Here is an 18,385-nt window from a genome sequence, read left to right as displayed (position 1 = left end):
AGCGAACCATGCGTATCCGTCACTACAGCCTTCACCTCTCACTGTGCGCCGCCTTGCCCTTCACGGCTGTGGCCGCGCAAGACCCACCCGAGGGGTTTATCGAAGGCAGCACCGTTAACGTGCTGGCACGTAATTTTTACTTCAATCGCGATGATCGCAAGGGCCAGTCCAGCCCCACCGGCAACGGCTATTCAGAAGCCTGGGCGCAGGGACTGATTGGACGATTCGAATCCGGCTTTACCCAAGGCACCGTGGGGTTCGGTCTGGACGCATTTGCCATGGTCGGCGTGAAACTCGACTCGGGCACCGGTCGCAGCGGTGGCAAAGGTTCGTTCGGCGTGTTGCCGGTGGACAGCAGCAACCACCCGGAAGACAACTACAGCAAAGTCGGGGGTGCCGCGAAATTGCGTGTGCTGGACACCGTGATCAAAGCCGGCGATGTATTCCCGCTGACCCCGGTCGTGGCCTACGGCGATTCGCGCGTCTTGCCCGAAAGCTTTCGTGGCGTCACCGCGCAAAACACCAGCCTGGAAGGCCTGAGCTTGCAGGGCGGACGCTTGACCGGCATGAGCCAGCCTGCGCAAAGCGGCATGGACAAGGGGTTTGCCACCTTCTACGCAGGCCCGGTCGACTCGCCCTGGATCGGCTATTTCGGCGGTGACTACACCGTCAACAAAAACCTTAGCTTCAGCCTCTACAGCAGTCGCTTGAAAGACGCCTGGGACCAGTACTATTTCGGCAGCGCCGCCCGTTATCCACTCAATGACGAGGTCTCGCTGTTCGGCGACTTCAACTACTACAAGGCGGTGGACGAAGGTAAGAAGCGGCTGGGGGCATTCGACAACAACATCTGGAGCGCCAGGCTCGGCGTGAAAGTCGGCGCCCACAGTCTGGCTGTCTCGCACCAGCGCAACAACGGCGATGACGACTTCGATTACCTGCGCCAGTCGGACTCGATCTTCCTCAACAACTCGATCCAGTACAGCGACTTCAACTCGCCCAAGGAGCGCTCATGGATGGTGCGCTACGACCTCGACATGCAGGCCTTCGGCATTCCCGGCCTGTCATTCATGACCCGCTACGGCAGAGGCTCCGGCGCTGACTACAGCAACGCCAACGCGGTGTACATGCGCCGTGATGGGGCCGGCAATCCGCTTACCGATCAGCGCCGCTGGGAACGGGATATCGAAGCCCGCTATGTGGTGCAGGCGGGCCGTCTGAAAGATTTGTCGTTGCGACTGCGCCAGGCGACGGTGCGCTCAAGTGCATTTGAGTCGGACTTGGAAGAAGTTCGGGTGATTGTCGAATATCCAATTGCGGTGCTGTGAGGCAGGCCAATTACATTCACTTTCTAATGCGCTACATCTGTTCACAAGTTGAAATCTGACAGAACTGTAATATCGGCCTCACCTTCTCGTTAAGTTGCACTTTTTACACTGCACATCGAACACACCTCATCTCTGCGGCTTTTGTGTAGCTCCTTTGGAACAGAGATGAACTTTTACGCCCCGGTTGGGGCGTTTTTTTTGAGTGCAGACTTGAGTGACGAATCGTCGCACTTGCCTGAGGCGGCTTGACCCTAAAGCTACTTCACGGTTCAGAATTTTCCTACGCTCAATTCAGCCTCGCTATGGGGCCATGCCCCTGTCGTTTTCTTTGAAGGTAATTCCCCATGCGTATCCTTGTGGTTGAGGACGAACAGAAAACCGCCGACTACCTGCAGCAAGGCCTGACCGAAAGCGGTTATGTCGTCGATTGCGCCGCCAGCGGCATTGATGGCCTGCACCTTGCCAGGCAACACAGCTACGAATTGGTGATCCTGGATGTCAACTTGCCTAACACCGACGGCTGGGAAGTGCTGGAGCAACTGCGCCGCGACGGTAACCAGCGCGTGATGATGCTCACCGCGCGTGGGCGGCTGGCCGACAAGATCAAGGGCCTGGACATGGGCGCCGATGATTATCTGGTCAAGCCCTTCGAGTTCCCCGAGCTGCTGGCCCGTGTGCGCACGTTGTTGCGACGCAGCGAGCACATCCCGCTGCCGGATGTGCTGCGCGTCTCGGACCTGGAACTGGACCCACGCCGGCATCGCGCCTATCGCGGCAACCGTCGGATCGACCTGACGACCAAAGAATTTGCCTTGCTGCACGTGCTGATGCGCCAGGCCGGCGAGGTGATGACCCGCACGCAGATCATCTCGCTGGTGTGGGACATGAACTTCGACTGCGACACCAATGTGGTGGAAGTCTCCATCAGCCGCCTGCGCGCCAAGGTCGATGATCAGAGTGAGGTGAAGCTGATCCACACGATTCGCGGCGTGGGTTACGTGCTGGAGGCGCGCCCATGAAGACCAGTAGCCTGTCGATGCGCCTGGGGCTGACGGTCAGCCTGATGGGCGCCGGGTTGGTTGTGCTGCTGGCGAGCCTGGCGTACCTGGCCCTGACCCACGAACTGGACAAGCTGGCACGCAAGGGCCTGGAAAACAAAATGGAGCAACTGGCCCATACCCTCGGCCAGGGCCTCGATGAACACCGCATCACTAACCGCCCGCACTCACTGCTGGACCTGGTGATGGGCCACGACAATATCTACCTGACCATCATCGGCGCACGCTCCGATGCGCCGCTACTGCTGAGCGTCGGCGCCAAGCCCCAGCAACCGCTGTTGCTCGACGTGCCCACCGGTAAAAACCTGGCTTATTTGAACTGGGTCGACGGCCAGGGCAATCGTATCCTCAGTGCGACGCGCCTGATGCCGTTGCAAGGCGGCGAGTACGTACGCGTGCTGCTATCCCTGGACCGCTCTGATGATGAAGCGTTGCTCAGTGCCTACCTGCGTTCCACGGTGATCGCCCTGCCGATGCTGCTGATCCTGATCGGCATGGGCGCCTGGTGGCTGGTGCAACGCGGGCTTGCACCGCTGCAGCAGTTCAGCCGCGTGGCGGCCAAAGTCAGCACCCAGGACTTGACCCACCGGCTGTCCCTGGACAACCTGCCCAAAGAGCTGGGCGAACTGGCCCAGGGCATCAACTTCATGCTGCACCGCCTGGACGCCGGGGTGCAGCAACTGACGCAGTTCTCCGACGACCTGGCCCATGAACTGCGCGCTCCCTTGACCAACCTGATGGGCAAGGCCCAGGTGACTTTATCCCGCGAGCGGCCCTCAGACGAATACAAGGCCAGCCTGGAGTCCTGCACCGAGGAAATGGAACGCCTGTCGCGCATGGTGTCCGACATGCTGTTCCTGGCCCAGGTCAGCCACCCGGCGGCGCGGGCCGGGTTTGCACCGGTGTCGCTGGAGCAGGAAGCGCAGCGGGTGATGGAGTTGTTCGCCCTCAGCGCCGAGGACAAAAACGTCAGCCTGACCCTGCGCGGCGACGCCTGGGTAACGGGAGATCGCCTGATGATTCAGCGCGCCATTTCCAATCTGCTGTCCAACGCCATTCGCCACACCCCTCGCGACGCCAGCGTCTTGCTGCTGGTGGAAAGCTATGAGCAGAGCGTGTCGCTGTCGGTGGGCAACCCGGGGCGCGGCATCGAAGCCCATCACCTGCCGCATCTGTTCGAGCGTTTCTACCGCGCCGACAACAGCCGCGCCCGTGCTGAAGGCGGCACCGGCCTTGGGCTGGCGATTGTGCAGTCGATCATGCACCTGCATCAGGGGCACGCCGACGTCAGCAGCCAGCCGGGCCGTTTCACGCGGTTCAGCCTGGTGTTTCCTCGTCCTTGCGATGCGCCCACTGATACAGCGCCGGCAGCACCAGCAAGGTTAGCAACGTAGAAGAAATAATCCCGCCGATCACCACCGTCGCCAACGGCCGCTGCACTTCGGCGCCGGTGCCGGTGGCCAGCGCCATGGGGATAAACCCGAGGGAAGCCACCAATGCCGTCATCAACACCGGGCGCAACCGGGTCAACGCGCCTTCGTTGATCGCCATCGACAATGAGCGCCCTTCCTCGCGCAGGTTACGGATGAACGCAATCATCACCAGGCCGTTCAACACCGCCACGCCGGACAAGGCAATAAAGCCCACTCCTGCCGAAATCGACAGCGGAATATCCCGCAGCCACAGCGCCATGATCCCACCGGTCAAGGCGAACGGAATCCCGGTGAATACCAGCAGGCCGTCCTTGAGGTTGTTGAACATCATGAACAGCAAACCAAACACCAGCAGCAACGCCACCGGCACCACGATGCGCAACCGCTCGGATGCTTCCTTCAACTGTTCGAATTGGCCGCCCCAGGTGGTCCAGTAGCCCGCCGGCACCTTGACCTGAGCGAGAATCGCCGCCTCAGCCTCTTCCACGAACGAGCCGATATCGCGTCCGCGCACGTTGGCACTGACGATCACCAAACGCTTGCCGTTCTCACGACTGATCTGGTTCGGGCCAAGCACCAGGTCCAGGCTCGCTACCTGGGACAACGCAATGAAACCCAACTGTCCAGACGCATTACCCGGTACCGGAATCAACAACCGCGACAACCCGTCGATATCGGTGCGCAGCGCGTCAGACAAGCGCACGACCATGTCGAAACGCCGGTCACCTTCGTAGAGCGTGCCCGCCTGGCGCCCCCCGACAGCGACGGCAAGGGTGTCCTGCACATCGCCCACATTCAGGCCAAAACGCGCGGCTTTGTCGCGGTCGATATTGATGGTCAGCACCGGCAGGCCGGAGGTCTGTTCAACCTTGACTTCCGAGGCGCCACCGAGCTTTTGCAGGGTCTCGGCAATTTCCCCGGCGGTCTTGTTCAGCACGTCCATGTCATCGCCAAACACCTTCACCGCCACATCGCTGCGCACACCGGAGATCAACTCGTTGAAACGCAGCTGGATCGGCTGCGATAACTCGTACGCGCTGCCCGGCACAATCGCACTGGCGCGCTGGATGTCGGCGATCAGGGTTTCGCGGGACTTTCGCGGGTCCGGCCATTGGTCCTTGGGCTTGAGCATCACGTAGCTGTCGGAAATGTTCGGTGGCATCGGGTCGGAGGCAATTTCCGCTGTTCCGGTGCGCGCAAATACCCGCTCGATTTCCGGCACCTGGGCCATCAAGGTTTTTTCCAGCTGCTGTTGCATCTGCACCGATTGCGTCAGGCTGGTGCCGGGCACGCGCAAGGCCTGCTGGGCGAAATCGCCTTCGCTGAGGCTGGGGGTAAATTCGCTGCCCATGCGGCTGGCAACAACGCCCGAGGCGACGATGGTCAACACGGCCAAGCCGAACACCCACGGACGACGCGCCATCACCCAGTCCAGCACCGGTGCATAGACCCGACGCGCGCTGCGCATGACAAGGTTTTCTTCTTCCTTGACCTTGCCGGTGACGAACAGCGCAATCGCCGCCGGCACGAAGGTCACCGATAGAATCATCGCGCCCAACAGGGCAATCACCACGGTAAACGCCATAGGGTGGAACATCTTCCCGGCCACCCCGGTGAGGGCGAAGATCGGCAGGTACACCACCATGATGATCAGTTGCCCGAAGATCAGCGCCCGTCGTGCTTCCTTGGCGGCGGCAAACACTTCGTGCAGGCGCTCGCTGCGAGTCAGCAGTCGGCCATGGCGGTGCTGTGCGTGGGCCAGCCGGCGGATGGCGTTCTCGACAATCACCACCGCGCCGTCGACGATGATGCCGAAATCCAGCGCGCCAAGGCTCATCAAATTGGCGCTGACTTTGTTGGTAAACATGCCGGTAAAGGTGAACAGCATCGCGAGGGGAATCACCATCGCGGTGATCAGCGCGGCGCGGATATTGCCCAAAAACAGGAACAACACTGCCACCACTAAAAGAGCGCCTTCGAAGAGGTTTTTCTTCACGGTGCTAATGGCTTTTTCGACCAGGTTGGTGCGGTCGTAGACGGTGACGGCGACCACCCCCTCGGGCAGCGAACGGTTGATCGCTTCAAGCTTTTTCGCCACGGCCTGGGACACGCTCCGGCTGTTTTCGCCGATCAACATGAACACGGTGCCCAGCACCACTTCGCGGCCATTTTCCGTGGCGGCACCGGTACGCAGTTCACGGCCGATCTCGACCTGGGCGACATTGCGCACGCGAATCGGCGTGCCATCCGAACTGGTAATGACGATATTGGCGATGTCCTCGATAGACGCCAATTGCCCCGGCGCGCGGATCAGCAGTTGCTCGCCGCTACGCTCGATGTACCCGGCGCCGACGTTGGCGTTGTTGCGCTCCAGCGCGGTGACCAGGTCATTCAAGGTCAGGTTGTAGGCGGCCAGACGCTTGGGGTCGGGCGCAATCTGGTACTCCTTGGCGAAGCCGCCAATGGTGTTGATCTCGGCCACGCCCGGCACGTTGCGCAGTTGCGGCTTGATGATCCAGTCCTGGATGACGCGCAGGTCAGTCGGCGTGTAAGGCGTGCCGTCGTCCTTGCGCGCGCCCTCCTTGGCCTCAACGGTCCATAGGAAAATTTCCCCAAGCCCGGTGGAAATTGGCCCCATCGCCGTTTCGATCCCCAAGGGCAATTGCTCACGAGCGACTTGCAAGCGCTCATTGACCAACTGGCGAGCGAAGAACAGGTCGGTGCCGTCCTTGAAGATCACCGTGACCTGGGACAACCCGGAACGTGACAGCGAACGGGTCTGCTGCAAACCCGGCAAACCGGCCATGGCGGTTTCGATGGGAAAGGTGATGCGCTGTTCGGTTTCCAGCGGCGAAAACCCGGCCGCCGCCGAGTTGATCTGCACCTGCACGTTGGTGATGTCGGGCACGGCGTCGATGGGCAATTTCTGATAGCTGGCGATGCCGACACCGGCCATCAACAGCACCGCCAGCAGCACGATGATGCGCTGCTCGATGGCAAATTGGATAAGGCGCTCAAACATGGGGAATCACTCGCGGGATCAATGGGCGTGTTCGGCCGAGCCTTTGCCCAGTTCGGACTTGAGGATGAAGCTGCCGACAGTAGCCACCTGTGCCCCGGCCTCAAGGCCCTGGCGCACTTCAACGTAGCCGTTTTCACTCGTCCCCAGTTCCAGGTGGCGGGTGATGAAACCCTCGGGCGTGCGTACGAAGACCGAGGGCTTTTCCTCGACGGTCTGGATTGCGGTTTGTGGGACGGTGACCTTTGCCTCGTAAGAATCTGTGACGAGTTGCACGTTGACGAACAAGCCCGGGCGCCACGCATCGTCAGGGTTGGCGACACTGACGCGCACGGTGGCAGTGCGGGTTTGTTCACCGAGCAGGTTGCCGACAAACGCCACAGTGCCCTGCACTTCGGTGCCCATTTCGGTAGAGCTGACGTTGACCGGTTTGCCGACCCGGACCTTGTTCAAGTCCTTGGGAAATACACCGAACGTGACCCACACGTGGGACAGGTCCGAGAGGGTGAAGGCGTTACTGGTTTCACCCACGACTTCGCCAACGCCCAGGTGTTTTTCCACGACCACGCCAGCAAAGGGCGCGCGCAGTTCGTAACGATTGCCGCCAACCAGCCCCGCACTGCCACTGAGCGCGGTCATCTTCTGGCGGGCATTGTTCAGGGCGATTTCGGCTTCTTGCAGCGTCTGGCGCGCCAACAGGTAATCCTGCTCGGCGGAGATTTTGTCTTGCCACAATTGGCGTTCGCGCTGGAAGGTGGTGCGTGCCAGTTCGACGCGTCGTTCGCTGGCCGCCAACTCGCTGCGCTGGTCGGACACCTGCTGGCTGGCGATCACCGCCAACAACTCACCCTTCTTCACCGACTGACCGAGGTTGACCTTCACCGACTCCACCACGCCCGCCGCACGCGGGACGATGTGAGAGGTACGGTCTTCATCCAGGCGCACTTCCCCCGGTAACGTCAGCAGCGTGCCGATTGAACGCGGTTCAGCCATCGCCAGTTGAATGCCGGCCGCCTGGATCTGCTGTTCGGTGAGTTCGAGTGCGCCCTCTTCTTCGTCGGCCCTGGTGAGGCCGGACAGCATCAGGCCCAGGGCGACGGCGAGTGCGACGCCGTGTCGGTTCTTCATAGTGGACTCCAAAGAGAATCAAAAACGGGCGAGATCGCCGTAAATCCGCTCGATACGCACCCAGGCGTCGGTGGCCTGGGCGGTGGCAGTGAGGTATTGGGTGCGCGCCGCGATCAGGGTGCGCTGGGCGTCCAGCACGTCGAGGAAGCTGAACTTGCCCATTTCGAAACCACGGGTGGCGCTGTCCACCGCGCTTTGGGCGGCGGGCAGGATCTGCTGATTGAATACGCGCACCTCGGTATTCGCGGACTGCCACAGGTCGACGGCCTGGCGGGTTTCGGTACGCAGGCGCAGTTCGGTGGCGTTGCGCAGGTCGCGAGCCTGGTCGGCGCGACGCGTCGCGGCGAGTACATTGCCCTGGTTGCGGTTGAACAACGGGATCGGCATCGACACACCGACCAGGTTCACCCGTTCACGCACGCTGGCATCGTATTGGCTGCCGATGGACACATCGAGGTCGGGAATACGCTGGGCTTTTTCCAAGCCGATGCTGGCTTCGTATTGCAGGATGCTCAGTTCGGCCAGGCGCAACTCGGCGGTTTGCTCAAGGCGTGCCAGCAACTGGGTGGCTGACGGCACGGCCAGTGTGGAAGGGTTTCGTGTGGCGACGGCCTGGAAGTTCGGCGCCGCGCTGCCAGTGCTGGCGGCCAGGCGACGATAGGCATCGGTGAGGCCCATCTGCGCGCGGTCACGTTCCAGGCGAATCTCCGACAACTGCACTTGGGCCCGCGTGGCCTCCACCGGCGAGGCTTTGCCTGCTGTCACCCGACCGTTGGCGACAACCAGCCCGCGTTCGGCCACCGTCATGGAACGCTGCGCCAGGTCGAGGCGCTCCTGTGCGCGCAGCGCACCATAGTAGTTGTCGATGACTTCGGCGCGCAGGCTGTTGCGCCGCTGCTCCAACGTCAATGCGGCGGCGTCCTGCACACGGGACGCGACGTCGATACGCGCCCCCCGTTTGCCGCCCAGTTCCAGGGCCTGGCTGATCTTGATGCTGGTGGTGCGGGAGTCGCGGCGGGTGTCTTCCACATCCCAGGAAGCCACCGGGTTGGGGATCAAACCGGCCTGCTGACGCCCGCCCTGGGCGATGTCGATTTCCCATTGCGCGGCCGCCAAATCGGGGTTGTTGGCGAAAGCGGTTTGCAGGGCTGAATCGAGGGTCAGGGTTTGTGCCTGGGCGGCGCTGGCAACCACCCACAACACACCCGCTCCGAGAAGTTTTTTAACGGAAATTGCCATAACAAGAGTTCCACGCCCATGAAGTACAAGCGGGGGCAATGTAGCCGTCGCGACTTATCAAGGCGGTGGAGCAAAGATTACAAATCCGACAGCAATGGCTCTGCGGCGGGCATCACCGCCTCTTACCGCTGATCGCACCAAAACGGCACATAAGCACTTGGCCAACGTCGTATCAGGTATGCTTTTCGAGCAGGAAACAAAAAGAAACAATTTTCCCGACCTGTTCGATGAGGAGCCCTGTTTTGGAGTTATCGACTGCCGTGTGGATGGTTCACGACACCCGCCTTATGTTCTGTGTACTGCTGGCCATCGCCAGCATCATCGTGCTGATCAGTGCGACCAAATTGCCGCCGTTCCTGTCGATCCTGATCGGTACTTTTATCGCCGGGGTCGGCGCCGGGCTGCCGCCCGAAGCAGTGGCCAAGGCGTTCAGCAAAGGCGCCGGGGCGATCCTCGGTGAAGCCGGGATCATCATCGCCCTGGGCTCGATGCTCGGCGCACTGATGGCGGAGTCGGGTGCTGCCGACCGTATCGCCACCACCTTGCTCGGGTTGGGCAAGGGCAAGGCATTGCCCTGGGTGATGGCGCTGGTGGCCATGGTGATCGGCCTCCCGCTGTTCTTCGAAGTGGGCTTGGTGATGATGGTGCCGATCATCTTGGTGATGGCTAAACGCTCGAACCAGCCGCTGCTGAAAATCGCGATCCCGGCGCTGGCGGGCATGACCACCCTGCATGCCCTGATGCCACCGCATCCGGGGCCGCTGATCGCAGTGAGCGCGTTGCATGCCGACCTGGGGTTGACCATGTTGCTGGGCTTCTGCCTGGCAGTGCCGGCGGTGATCCTGGCTGGCCCGATCTATGGCAACTGGCTGTCCAAACGTCTCCACGTAGACGAGCCGGCCGACATCGGCGCGCTGTTCAGCGCACCACCCAAGGCACCGCGCCAGCCAAGCTTTACCGTGTCATTGCTGATCATTCTGCTGCCGGTGATCCTGATGCTGGGCAGCACCTTGGCCAAAGTCGCGCTGCCGGCTGAAAGCGCCATCGGCCTGACCCTGAAATTCCTCGGCGAACCGCTGATCGCCCTCGGCCTGGCCGTGATCGCCGCTGTGATCTGCCTCGGCTGGGCTGCCGGCATGCCACGCGCGGAAGTCGGCAACACACTGCGCAAGGCCCTCGCGCCCATCGCCGTATTGCTGCTGACCATCGGCGCTGGCGGTGGTCTCAAGCAAACGCTGCTGGATGCCGGCGTGAGCCAGACCATCAGCAAGGTCGCCGAAGGCGCGCACATGCCTTACCTGCTGCTGGCCTGGTTGATCGCCGTGGCGTTGCGCCAGGCAACCGGCTCGGCCACCGTCGCGACCACGACCACCGCAGGCATCCTCGCGCCGATGATGGCCGGGCTCGCAGCGACCCAGAGTTCGTTGGTCGCGCTGGCGATTGGCGCCGGCTCAGTGTTCTTTTGCCACGTCAACGACGCCGGGTTCTGGATGGTGCGTGAGTACTTTGGCCTGCAGTTGAAGCAGACGATCTGGGTGTGGTCGGTGTTGCAGACTATTGTGTCCGTGGTGGGCCTGGTCGGTACGCTGCTGCTCTGGCACTTCCTGACCTGAGCCTTAGGCAGCCAGGGTGTGGCGCTTACCGAACAGCGCCACACTTACCACGCCCACCGCCCCCATCACCACGCAGTACCCCACGCAAATCCACGGGCTGGTCGGCATCAGCGCAATCAGCAACAACGGCGTGGTACTCGCCCACAGCGCGTAGGCAATGTTGTAGGTAAAGGAAATTCCCGACACCCGCACCTGCGCTGGAAACAGGCCGACCATCACCGATGGCACCGCGCCTACTACTCCGCAACTCAAGCCCGCTACGGCGTACGCCGCACCCAGCCAGATACCGCCGCTGATCAGGCTGGCGTACAGCACCGCAATACCCACTGGCAGCAACAGGCTGTAGACGAGCACCGCGCGCCAGGCGCCGATGCGGTCGACCAGCAAGCCGGCCAGCACACAGCCGATATTCAGGAACACGATACCCAGGGCGCTCAAGGCGAATGTGTGGCTGGGGCTCATGCCGAACGTTTTCTGCATCATGGTCGGGGTGATGACCACCAGCACCACAACGGCAGAGGTGAGCACGCAGGTGAGGATCATCGCCGGTAGCAACACGGCGCGATGGTCACGCAGCACGGTGCGCAGAGGGAGTTCGGCGGCGGCCTGGCGGCGGGCCTGCATTTCGAGGAACACGGGGGTTTCGCTGAGCCAGCGACGCAGCCACACGCCGATCACACCGAACACGCCGCCGAGCAGGAAGGGAAAGCGCCAGGCGTAGTCAAGGATTTCGACCGGGGTGAAGACTTGCGCCAGCAGGGTCGCCGTCAGTGCGCCGAGCAGGTAACCGAAGGTCAGGCCGGCTTGCAGAAAACCCAATGCGTAACCGCGATGGTGGGTCGGCGCGTGTTCGGCGACGAAGGTCCAGGCACTGGGCACTTCACCGCCCACCGCGGCGCCTTGCAGCACGCGCAACGCCAGCAGGATCAGCGGTGCGAAATAACCGATTTGCGCGTAGGTCGGCATGATCCCGATCAGCAGGCACGGCAGCGCCATCATCAGGATGCTCAGGCTGAACACGCGCTTGCGCCCCAGATGATCGGCAAAGTGCGCCATCAGGATGCCGCCCAGCGGGCGCGCCAAGTAACCGGTGACGAAAATGCCGAAACTTTGCAGCAGGCGCAGCCACTCAGGCATTTCCGGCGGAAAGAACAGCTGGCTCAAGGTCAACGCGAAAAAAACGAAGATGATGAAGTCGTAGATTTCCAGGGCACCGCCCAGGGCGGCCAGGCCCAGGGTTTTGTAGTCGGAGCGGGAAAAACGCTGCGCCTGTGCAGGAAAGGTGGCAGTCATGTGAAGACTCGGCAGACAAACAAAATGGCGTGCAGGTTATGAGCTGAACCCAGTGATGGCAATCGCGACAGATATATTTGTTTTCCTCATGGATCGATGAAGATAACTGCATTCCCATATCAATGGCCGTAGCGGAACATGCCGGGAAATAGCCTTCACCCTAATAACTATAAGAGGAAAGACTCGTGGCCGACGCTATCGAAGAAAGCCGCTATGCCCGATTTGCCCTGCGCTGCTCCAACTTCGCCGAACGCTGGTTTCCAGACTCCTGGGTGTTTGCGGCACTCGCCGTGATCATCGTCGCCGTGGCGACACTGGGCATGGGCGCCGCGCCGACCGAAGCCGCCAAAGCGTTCGGCGACGGGTTCTGGAGCCTGATTCCATTCACCATGCAGATGGCCTTTGTGGTGATCGGCGGTTATGTGGTCGCGAGTTCTCCGCCAGCGGTGAAACTGATCGACCGTCTGGCGCGTATCCCCAAGAACGGTCGCTCGGCCGTGGCTTGGGTAGCGTTGATCTCGATGGTCGCCTCCTTGCTGAACTGGGGCCTGTCCCTGGTATTCGGTGGTTTGCTGGTGCGGGCGCTGGCACGTCGTACAGATTTGCGCATGGATTACCGCGCAGCCGGTGCAGCCGCTTACCTGGGGCTTGGTGCCGTATGGGCGCTGGGGCTGTCATCGTCCGCCGCGCAGTTGCAGGCCAACCCGGCCAGCCTGCCGCCGTCGATCCTGTCGATCACCGGCGTGATCCCGTTCAACGACACCATTTTCCTATGGCAATCCGGCGTGCTGTTGCTGGCATTGATCGTGGTCTCGCTGATCATTGCCTACGCCACCGCCCCCGGCCCGAACAGCGCACGTGATGCCAAGGCCTGCGGTGTCGACCCGGCGTTCAACATGCCCAAGCTGCAGGCGCCGACCCGCCCCGGCGAATGGCTGGAACACAGCCCGTTGCTGACCGTCCTGCTGGCATTGCTGGCGGCCGGTTGGTTGTTCCATGAGTTTTCAACCAAGCCGGCGATCAGCGCGATCTCGGGGCTGAACACCTACAACTTCCTGTTCATCATGGTTGGCGCCCTGCTGCACTGGCGCCCGCGCAGCTTCCTCGATGCAGTGGCCCGTGCGGTGCCCACCACCACCGGCGTGCTGATCCAGTTCCCACTGTACGGTTCGATTGCCGCGCTGATGACCGTGGTCAAGGGCGGTGACGGCCAGACCCTGGCGCACCATATCTCGCTGTTCTTCACCTCCATCGCCTCCCACGACACCTATGCATTGTTGATGGGCGTGTACTCGGCGGTGCTCGGCTTCTTTATCCCGTCGGGCGGCGGCAAGTGGATCATCGAAGCGCCTTACGTGATGCAAGTGGCCAATGACCTGCAGTATCACCTGGGCTGGGCGGTGCAGATTTACAACGCGGCCGAGGCGCTGCCGAACCTGATCAACCCGTTCTACATGCTGCCGTTGCTGGGCGTATTGGGGTTGAAGGCGCGGGATTTGATTGGCTTCTCGTTTGTGCAGTTGCTGGTGCACACGCCGTTGGTGCTGTTCCTGCTGTGGGCGCTGGGGACGACACTCAAGTACCTGCCGCCCGTGATGCCGTAAACGCTTCTGTCACATCTCCTGCCTAAGCTTCACCCCAGGCCCGGCACGCTTCCGTCACCTTGATCGGCACGCCACCGATCAAGGTGCACAGGATTGCAGTGCAGCGCGGCCACGCTACAAAACCCATGAGTCACCCTCAGAACTTTTATGCCCTAAGGCCTCGCCTTATAGACTGAACCGTTCAAGTTTTGCCATATTTGCCGCCTCTTCACCGAAACATCCAGCAACAAATAAACTAAAAACAGCCGCGAGAAGCCTCGGATGACCAACGAAACAGAAGACCAGAATTCCGTAAAAAAGCCCTCCGACACCCTCCCCGACTCCAGCCGTCGACGCTTTTTAGGCGGCGTTGCCGTGCTTGGCGCCGGGGCGACCCTGAGCGCCTGCGGCAGCCCGGCAGATCAGCCAGGCCCAGTCACCCAACGTGATCTGACGCCTGCCGAACTGGACAAGGCCCTGCACGACAACGTGAAGAATGTGGTGGTGATCTACGGCGAGAACCGCAGTTTCAACAACCTGTTTGCCGATTTCCCTGGTGTGGAAAGCCCGCTGTCCGCACTCAAACCCGCCGACTACCAGCAACGCGACCGCGACGGCAGCCTGCTGGACACGCTGCCGCAAGTCTGGGGCGGCGTGACTCAGCTTGGGCCACAGACGATTGACGGGGTGGTTTACCCCAGCGCCACCCAATATCAGGAGCACTTGCCCAACGCACCTTACGCACTGAAAGGTCCGAACGGCGAAGACCTGCCATTGAGCCTGGTCACTCGCGACCTGTGGCACGTGTTTTACCAGAACCAGATGCAGATCAATGGTGGCAAGAACGACAGTTTTGTCGCCTGGGCCGACTCGGGTGCGCTGACGTTTGGTCACTACCCGCAAACGCGCTACTCATTGCGCTTGTGGGACGTCGCCAAAGAGTTCGTGCTTTGCGACAACTTCTTTCAAGGTGCCTTTGGCGGCTCGTACCTCAATCACCAGTACTTGATCAGCGCTCAGGTGCCGTTTTACCCGGACGCCGCCAATTCCGTGGCCAAATCCCAGATCGCCACGCTGCAGGGCGACGACCCGACCGGCACGCGCCTCAAGCCGCTGGACCAATCCCCGGCCAGCGCCATGACCGGCCCCCCGCAATTCGGCCCCAGCGCACTGACGCCGGACGGCTATGCGGTCAACACCATGGCACCTCCCTACTGGCCGACCTGGATCCGCGATCCCGAGCGCCCGGACTACGCCAAGCCCGATCTGCCCAGCGTGCTGGTGCCGCAGTCCCACGAACACATTGGCGATAAGCTGTCGAAGAAGAACGTCGATTGGGCCTGGTACGGCGGTGCCTGGCAGGCCACGATCGACGAGCACAAGGATTCGCTGGCCATTCCAAAGATCCCGAGCTTTCAGTACCACCACCAGCCGTTCAATTACTTCAAGCAGCAAGGCCCGGAAAACCGCGCTGAGCGCAACAAACGCCTGCGCGATGGCGGCCTGGGCGATGAGCCGAGCACCAACCGCTTCATGGCGGATGCCCTGGCCGGAACACTGCCGGCGGTGACGTTCTACAAACCCCAGGGCAACCTCAACATGCACGCCGGTTATGCCGACGTGGCTTCGGGCGATCGCCATATCACCCGCGCCCTGAAAATGCTGCAGGAAAGCCCGCAGTGGAAAAACATGGTGGTGATTATCACGGTGGATGAAAACGGCGGCTGGTGGGACCACGTCGCACCGCCAAAAGGCGACCGTTGGGGCCCTGGCACACGGATTCCCGCGATTGTGGTCTCGCCATTCGCGCGCAAGGGCACGGTGGACCATACGGTTTACGACACGGCGTCGATCCTGCGGTTGATCACCCGGGTGTTCCAATTGGAGAAACTGGACGGCCTCAAGCTGCGCGACGACGCGATGACCGCCCGTGGCCAGAAGCCCATGGGTGATTTGAGCAACGCCTTGCAGTTCAACCTGTAGGTTTTCTTATCCAATAGCGACATGCACGGTGATTTAGCACGCGATTTCCCTGGTCAACCGCTACTGTGTGCACGTGGGCTTTCACCCCGCGCAGACGGGCTTTCGCTGACAAGGAATCGAGTATGTTCAAACCGAACAGGTTGTCATTCACCCTGGCCGCACTGCTGTCCAGTGCGGCCGTACAGGCCGACATCGAGGTGCAACTGGGCAGCACGCAACGTGTGACCCAGTTGTTCGCGTTCCCCAATAACTGCAACGTGATCTGCTTCCGGCCGTGGACGCTCGAGCAGACTGCCGAGCATTATTTGAACCAGAGCCTGCAGCGTGACGGTTACAACCGCGCCAAGGTCAGCGTCAAAACCCGTGACGGGCAGGTGTCGGCGACGTTCACCGGCGTGCCGGACGGCTACGGCCAGCCCTTGACCACGCTACTCAACACCGCTGACCTGGCCTACCAAGGCGCGAGCAAGCTCAACAGCGACGGCAAATGGGCCTATAACTGGTACCTGTTCCTGCCGCTGGGCATGGCCCTGGAGAACCGCAAAAGCATCGAGTTGCTGCACTTCCCGCCGGATTACTCGCTGACCCAGGCCCAGGACTACCTGGAATCGGCCACCACCGACCGTTGGGCCACCCTGCTCACGGAGAACGGTATCCCGGCTACTGAAACACCGGCTTACCAGACCATCATTGATATCGCGCCCATCGCCGCGCCGTCCAACGCGGGCAAGGACCTGGAAACCGTCTACGGCTACTTCACTGAATACCAGACGCGCATGGTCCAGGAACTGAGTCTGCCGGCCAAAGGAGCGTTGCCGATGGTGGCGTTCGGTGCACCGGTGCGCAGCTGGATCAAGCAACAATACGGGCAGACCGTGGCGGTGCTGGGCCTGGCGCAGATCAGCCCGGTCGCCGGCAAGACCGTCCCGGTGCTGGGCGCCAACCACCCGAGTTACATTTGGTATGCCGCGAGCCCCGACACTTACGACGGCAACGAGCAGAAAGCCGACGAGGCCGGGTTGAAGGTGATGGGCCAGGATCTGAGCGCCGCCTGCTGGCAAGCCGGGATGGGGCAGAAACCGGCAAGCGATCCGAATGTGTTGCTCAAGGCGTGCATGAACACCTGGCAGGTCACACGCAAGGAGCAAACCTGCGAGTTGTTCTATACCTCGGTGCGCAACCTGTCCACGGAGGAGGCCAACGCCAAATGCGCCACGCCGGCCATCAAGACCCAGTTGAAACAACTGAAGAACGCGGCCCCCGCACCGGCCATTGCGGCGCCGGCGCTATAGTTCGCACAAAAAAGCCGATTTGACTGTCAACATTGACAGTAGCAATCGGCTACCTGTTCAGCGAGTCTTGAGCCGCGTCCAACAGCTGCAAGACTGGTAGTCAGCCCCACCCTCTGGTCGATGCAGCCTAAGCCAGGAGAGTTATGAAGACTCAAGCCATGGATAAGGCTAGAACCGCGGTAAGTGACTGCCTTTACCCTTTCAAATCAGAGCTGGCAAAAGGACAAGGCTACCCGTCGAGCACGCAATTCGAGGTCATACAGGCCCCCGGCGGCAGGGTTGCCGGGGTCAAGACTCTCGCGGCCTTTGACGGGCGTGTATGCATCGCCAGGATCTCCGGCTACGTCTTGAGCGAGCGACGCCTGCACACCTTGCAGCTGTCGCCGCGCATCCACCTCTACGACTGTTGGTTCAGTGGGCTGCTGTCGCATTCGTGCAAACCGAACGTGTTTCTCGACGTGCACTACCTGGAGGTCTGGGCCCTGCATGAAATCCCTGCCGGCGCCCTGCTGACCATGGATTACGCGGTGACCGAAGACGCGCTGTTCCGACAGTTCGCCTGCCAGTGTGGCGAACTCAACTGCCGGGGCTGGATTACCGGCCGTGACGAGCCGCTGAACGCCGAGGGGCAGGCGTTCATGGCCCGGTGGCGCGAGCGCAAACGCTCTTAGGCTTCACCCAACGGACGCAGGCGATACTGCGGCGGCAGCTGCTCGAAACCACTGATGGTGGTGTTCAAGCTCTTCCAGCGGCCATCCTTGATGCCGTAGATGCAGCCATGGATCGACAGGCTCTGCCCACGGTGCCAGGCGTTTTGCACAATGCTGGTATGGCCAACGTTGGCCACTTGCTGGATCACATTCAGCTCGCACAGGCGGTCGACGCGCTCTTCTTCGGTCGGCAGCTGGGCCAGCAGGTCACGGTTTTCGTAATAAAGATCACGAATGGTGCGCAGCCAGCCGTCGATCAAGCCGAACTGCCGGTCCTGCATCGAAGCACGCACGCCGCCACAGCCATAGTGGCCGGTGACGAGAATGTGTTTGACCTTGAGCACGTCCACCGCGTACTGGATCACCGACAGGCAATTGAGGTCGGTGTGCAGCACCACGTTGGCCACGTTACGGTGCACGAACAGATCACCCGGCAGCATGCCGACGATTTCGTTGGCCGGGACGCGGGCGTCGGAACAGCCGATCCACAGGTATTCCGGGGTTTGTTGGCGGGCGAGCTTGGCGAAGAATTCGGGATCTTCCTGTTTGATCGCGTCCGCCCAGCGTTCGTTGTTATCAAGCAGGTCTTGTAGTTCGTTCATCAGGGAAAGCCTCAGGAATGATGCGCAGTTTTGTGACTGACAACCCTTCGTCCAGGTCACGCCGCACGCAAATTAGCTTGAATCTTTGGGACGCGCAGCCTGTC

Annotated in this window: 13 protein-coding genes; 8 read left to right on the top strand and 5 right to left on the bottom strand. The window is 61.4% G+C overall.

Translation table 11 applies throughout. The features are described 5' to 3' along the window. Nucleotides 1-8 precede the first annotated feature (8 nt). The 3 genes from PF1751_RS03370 to PF1751_RS03360 all read left to right on the top strand — a co-directional run bounded on the left by PF1751_RS03370 (nt 9) and on the right by PF1751_RS03360 (nt 3,780). A complete protein-coding gene (locus PF1751_RS03370) occupies nt 9-1,328 on the top strand; it encodes an OprD family porin (RefSeq protein ID WP_042571028.1) in 1,320 nt (439 codons plus the stop codon). A 344-nt stretch (nt 1,329-1,672) separates the two neighbouring features. After that, on the top strand, nt 1,673-2,347 hold the full coding sequence (locus tag PF1751_RS03365; protein WP_010213373.1) for a heavy metal response regulator transcription factor: 675 nt from the start codon (nt 1,673-1,675) through the stop codon (nt 2,345-2,347). Beyond that, a complete protein-coding gene (locus tag PF1751_RS03360; protein ID WP_044286598.1) occupies nt 2,344-3,780 on the top strand; it encodes a heavy metal sensor histidine kinase in 1,437 nt (478 codons plus the stop codon). Before PF1751_RS03365 ends, PF1751_RS03360 begins: the two co-directional genes overlap by 4 nt. On the opposite strand, the gene PF1751_RS03355 is transcribed toward PF1751_RS03360, so the two are convergent. From PF1751_RS03355 to PF1751_RS03345, 3 genes are read right to left on the bottom strand one after another with little or no spacing between them, the layout of a single operon-like run. Continuing rightward, nucleotides 3,704-6,841 (bottom strand): CusA/CzcA family heavy metal efflux RND transporter, encoded by a 3,138-nt coding sequence (locus tag PF1751_RS03355; RefSeq protein ID WP_044286597.1) that lies wholly within the window; start codon nt 6,839-6,841, stop codon nt 3,704-3,706. The genes PF1751_RS03360 and PF1751_RS03355 overlap by 77 nt on opposite strands. Before the next feature lie 18 nt (nt 6,842-6,859). Next, on the bottom strand, nt 6,860-7,966 hold the full coding sequence (locus PF1751_RS03350) for an efflux RND transporter periplasmic adaptor subunit (RefSeq protein WP_044286596.1): 1,107 nt from the start codon (nt 7,964-7,966) through the stop codon (nt 6,860-6,862). A gap of 18 nt (nt 7,967-7,984) precedes the next feature. Next, nucleotides 7,985-9,205 (bottom strand): TolC family protein, encoded by a 1,221-nt coding sequence (locus PF1751_RS03345; protein WP_044286595.1) that lies wholly within the window; start codon nt 9,203-9,205, stop codon nt 7,985-7,987. A gap of 242 nt (nt 9,206-9,447) precedes the next feature. Here PF1751_RS03345 and PF1751_RS03340 point away from each other — a divergent pair, with 242 nt between their 5' ends. Further along, entirely contained in the window at nt 9,448-10,818 is a 1,371-nt protein-coding gene (locus tag PF1751_RS03340; RefSeq protein WP_044286594.1) for a GntT/GntP/DsdX family permease, read from the top strand. Nucleotides 10,819-10,821: 3 nt separating this feature from the next. Here PF1751_RS03340 and PF1751_RS03335 read toward each other — a convergent pair whose 3' ends face one another. Further along, on the bottom strand, nt 10,822-12,111 hold the full coding sequence (locus tag PF1751_RS03335) for an MFS transporter (RefSeq protein WP_010213385.1): 1,290 nt from the start codon (nt 12,109-12,111) through the stop codon (nt 10,822-10,824). A 185-nt stretch (nt 12,112-12,296) separates the two neighbouring features. On the opposite strand from PF1751_RS03335, the gene PF1751_RS03330 reads away from it, so the two are divergent. From PF1751_RS03330 to PF1751_RS03315, 4 genes are all read left to right on the top strand, one after another. After that, on the top strand, nt 12,297-13,715 hold the full coding sequence (locus PF1751_RS03330) for a short-chain fatty acid transporter (protein WP_010213387.1): 1,419 nt from the start codon (nt 12,297-12,299) through the stop codon (nt 13,713-13,715). Nucleotides 13,716-13,976: 261 nt separating this feature from the next. After that, entirely contained in the window at nt 13,977-15,677 is a 1,701-nt protein-coding gene (locus tag PF1751_RS03325; protein ID WP_010213389.1) for an acid phosphatase, read from the top strand. Nucleotides 15,678-15,799: 122 nt separating this feature from the next. Beyond that, on the top strand, nt 15,800-16,969 hold the full coding sequence (locus PF1751_RS03320; RefSeq protein WP_010213390.1) for a hypothetical protein: 1,170 nt from the start codon (nt 15,800-15,802) through the stop codon (nt 16,967-16,969). Nucleotides 16,970-17,112: 143 nt separating this feature from the next. Continuing rightward, on the top strand, nt 17,113-17,640 hold the full coding sequence (locus PF1751_RS03315) for an SET domain-containing protein (RefSeq protein ID WP_044286593.1): 528 nt from the start codon (nt 17,113-17,115) through the stop codon (nt 17,638-17,640). Here the strand turns inward: PF1751_RS03315 and can are convergent. Continuing rightward, a complete protein-coding gene (can, locus tag PF1751_RS03310; RefSeq protein ID WP_010213394.1) occupies nt 17,637-18,281 on the bottom strand; it encodes a carbonate dehydratase in 645 nt (214 codons plus the stop codon). The genes PF1751_RS03315 and can overlap by 4 nt on opposite strands. Nucleotides 18,282-18,385: the final 104 nt, after the last annotated feature.

Source organism: Pseudomonas simiae (assembly GCF_000934565.1).
Lineage (GTDB): Bacteria > Pseudomonadota > Gammaproteobacteria > Pseudomonadales > Pseudomonadaceae > Aquipseudomonas > Aquipseudomonas simiae.
The sequence above is the reverse complement of the archived record's forward strand: the minus strand, read 5'-3'. Positions and strand labels throughout refer to the sequence as shown.

Excerpts from the sequence above, each read along its gene's own strand:
- PF1751_RS03335 (WP_010213385.1), bottom strand. The coding sequence starts at position 12,111 with ATGACTGCCACCTTTCCTGCACAGGCGCAGCGTTTTTCCCGCTCCGAC.
- can (WP_010213394.1), bottom strand. The coding sequence starts at position 18,281 with ATGAACGAACTACAAGACCTGCTTGATAACAACGAACGCTGGGCGGAC.
- PF1751_RS03345 (WP_044286595.1), bottom strand. The coding sequence starts at position 9,205 with ATGGCAATTTCCGTTAAAAAACTTCTCGGAGCGGGTGTGTTGTGGGTG.
- PF1751_RS03325 (WP_010213389.1), top strand. The coding sequence starts at position 13,977 with ATGACCAACGAAACAGAAGACCAGAATTCCGTAAAAAAGCCCTCCGAC.
- PF1751_RS03355 (WP_044286597.1), bottom strand. The coding sequence starts at position 6,841 with ATGTTTGAGCGCCTTATCCAATTTGCCATCGAGCAGCGCATCATCGTG.
- PF1751_RS03315 (WP_044286593.1), top strand. The coding sequence starts at position 17,113 with ATGAAGACTCAAGCCATGGATAAGGCTAGAACCGCGGTAAGTGACTGC.
- PF1751_RS03370 (WP_042571028.1), top strand. The coding sequence starts at position 9 with ATGCGTATCCGTCACTACAGCCTTCACCTCTCACTGTGCGCCGCCTTG.
- PF1751_RS03365 (WP_010213373.1), top strand. The coding sequence starts at position 1,673 with ATGCGTATCCTTGTGGTTGAGGACGAACAGAAAACCGCCGACTACCTG.
- PF1751_RS03350 (WP_044286596.1), bottom strand. The coding sequence starts at position 7,966 with ATGAAGAACCGACACGGCGTCGCACTCGCCGTCGCCCTGGGCCTGATG.
- PF1751_RS03320 (WP_010213390.1), top strand. The coding sequence starts at position 15,800 with ATGTTCAAACCGAACAGGTTGTCATTCACCCTGGCCGCACTGCTGTCC.
- PF1751_RS03360 (WP_044286598.1), top strand. The coding sequence starts at position 2,344 with ATGAAGACCAGTAGCCTGTCGATGCGCCTGGGGCTGACGGTCAGCCTG.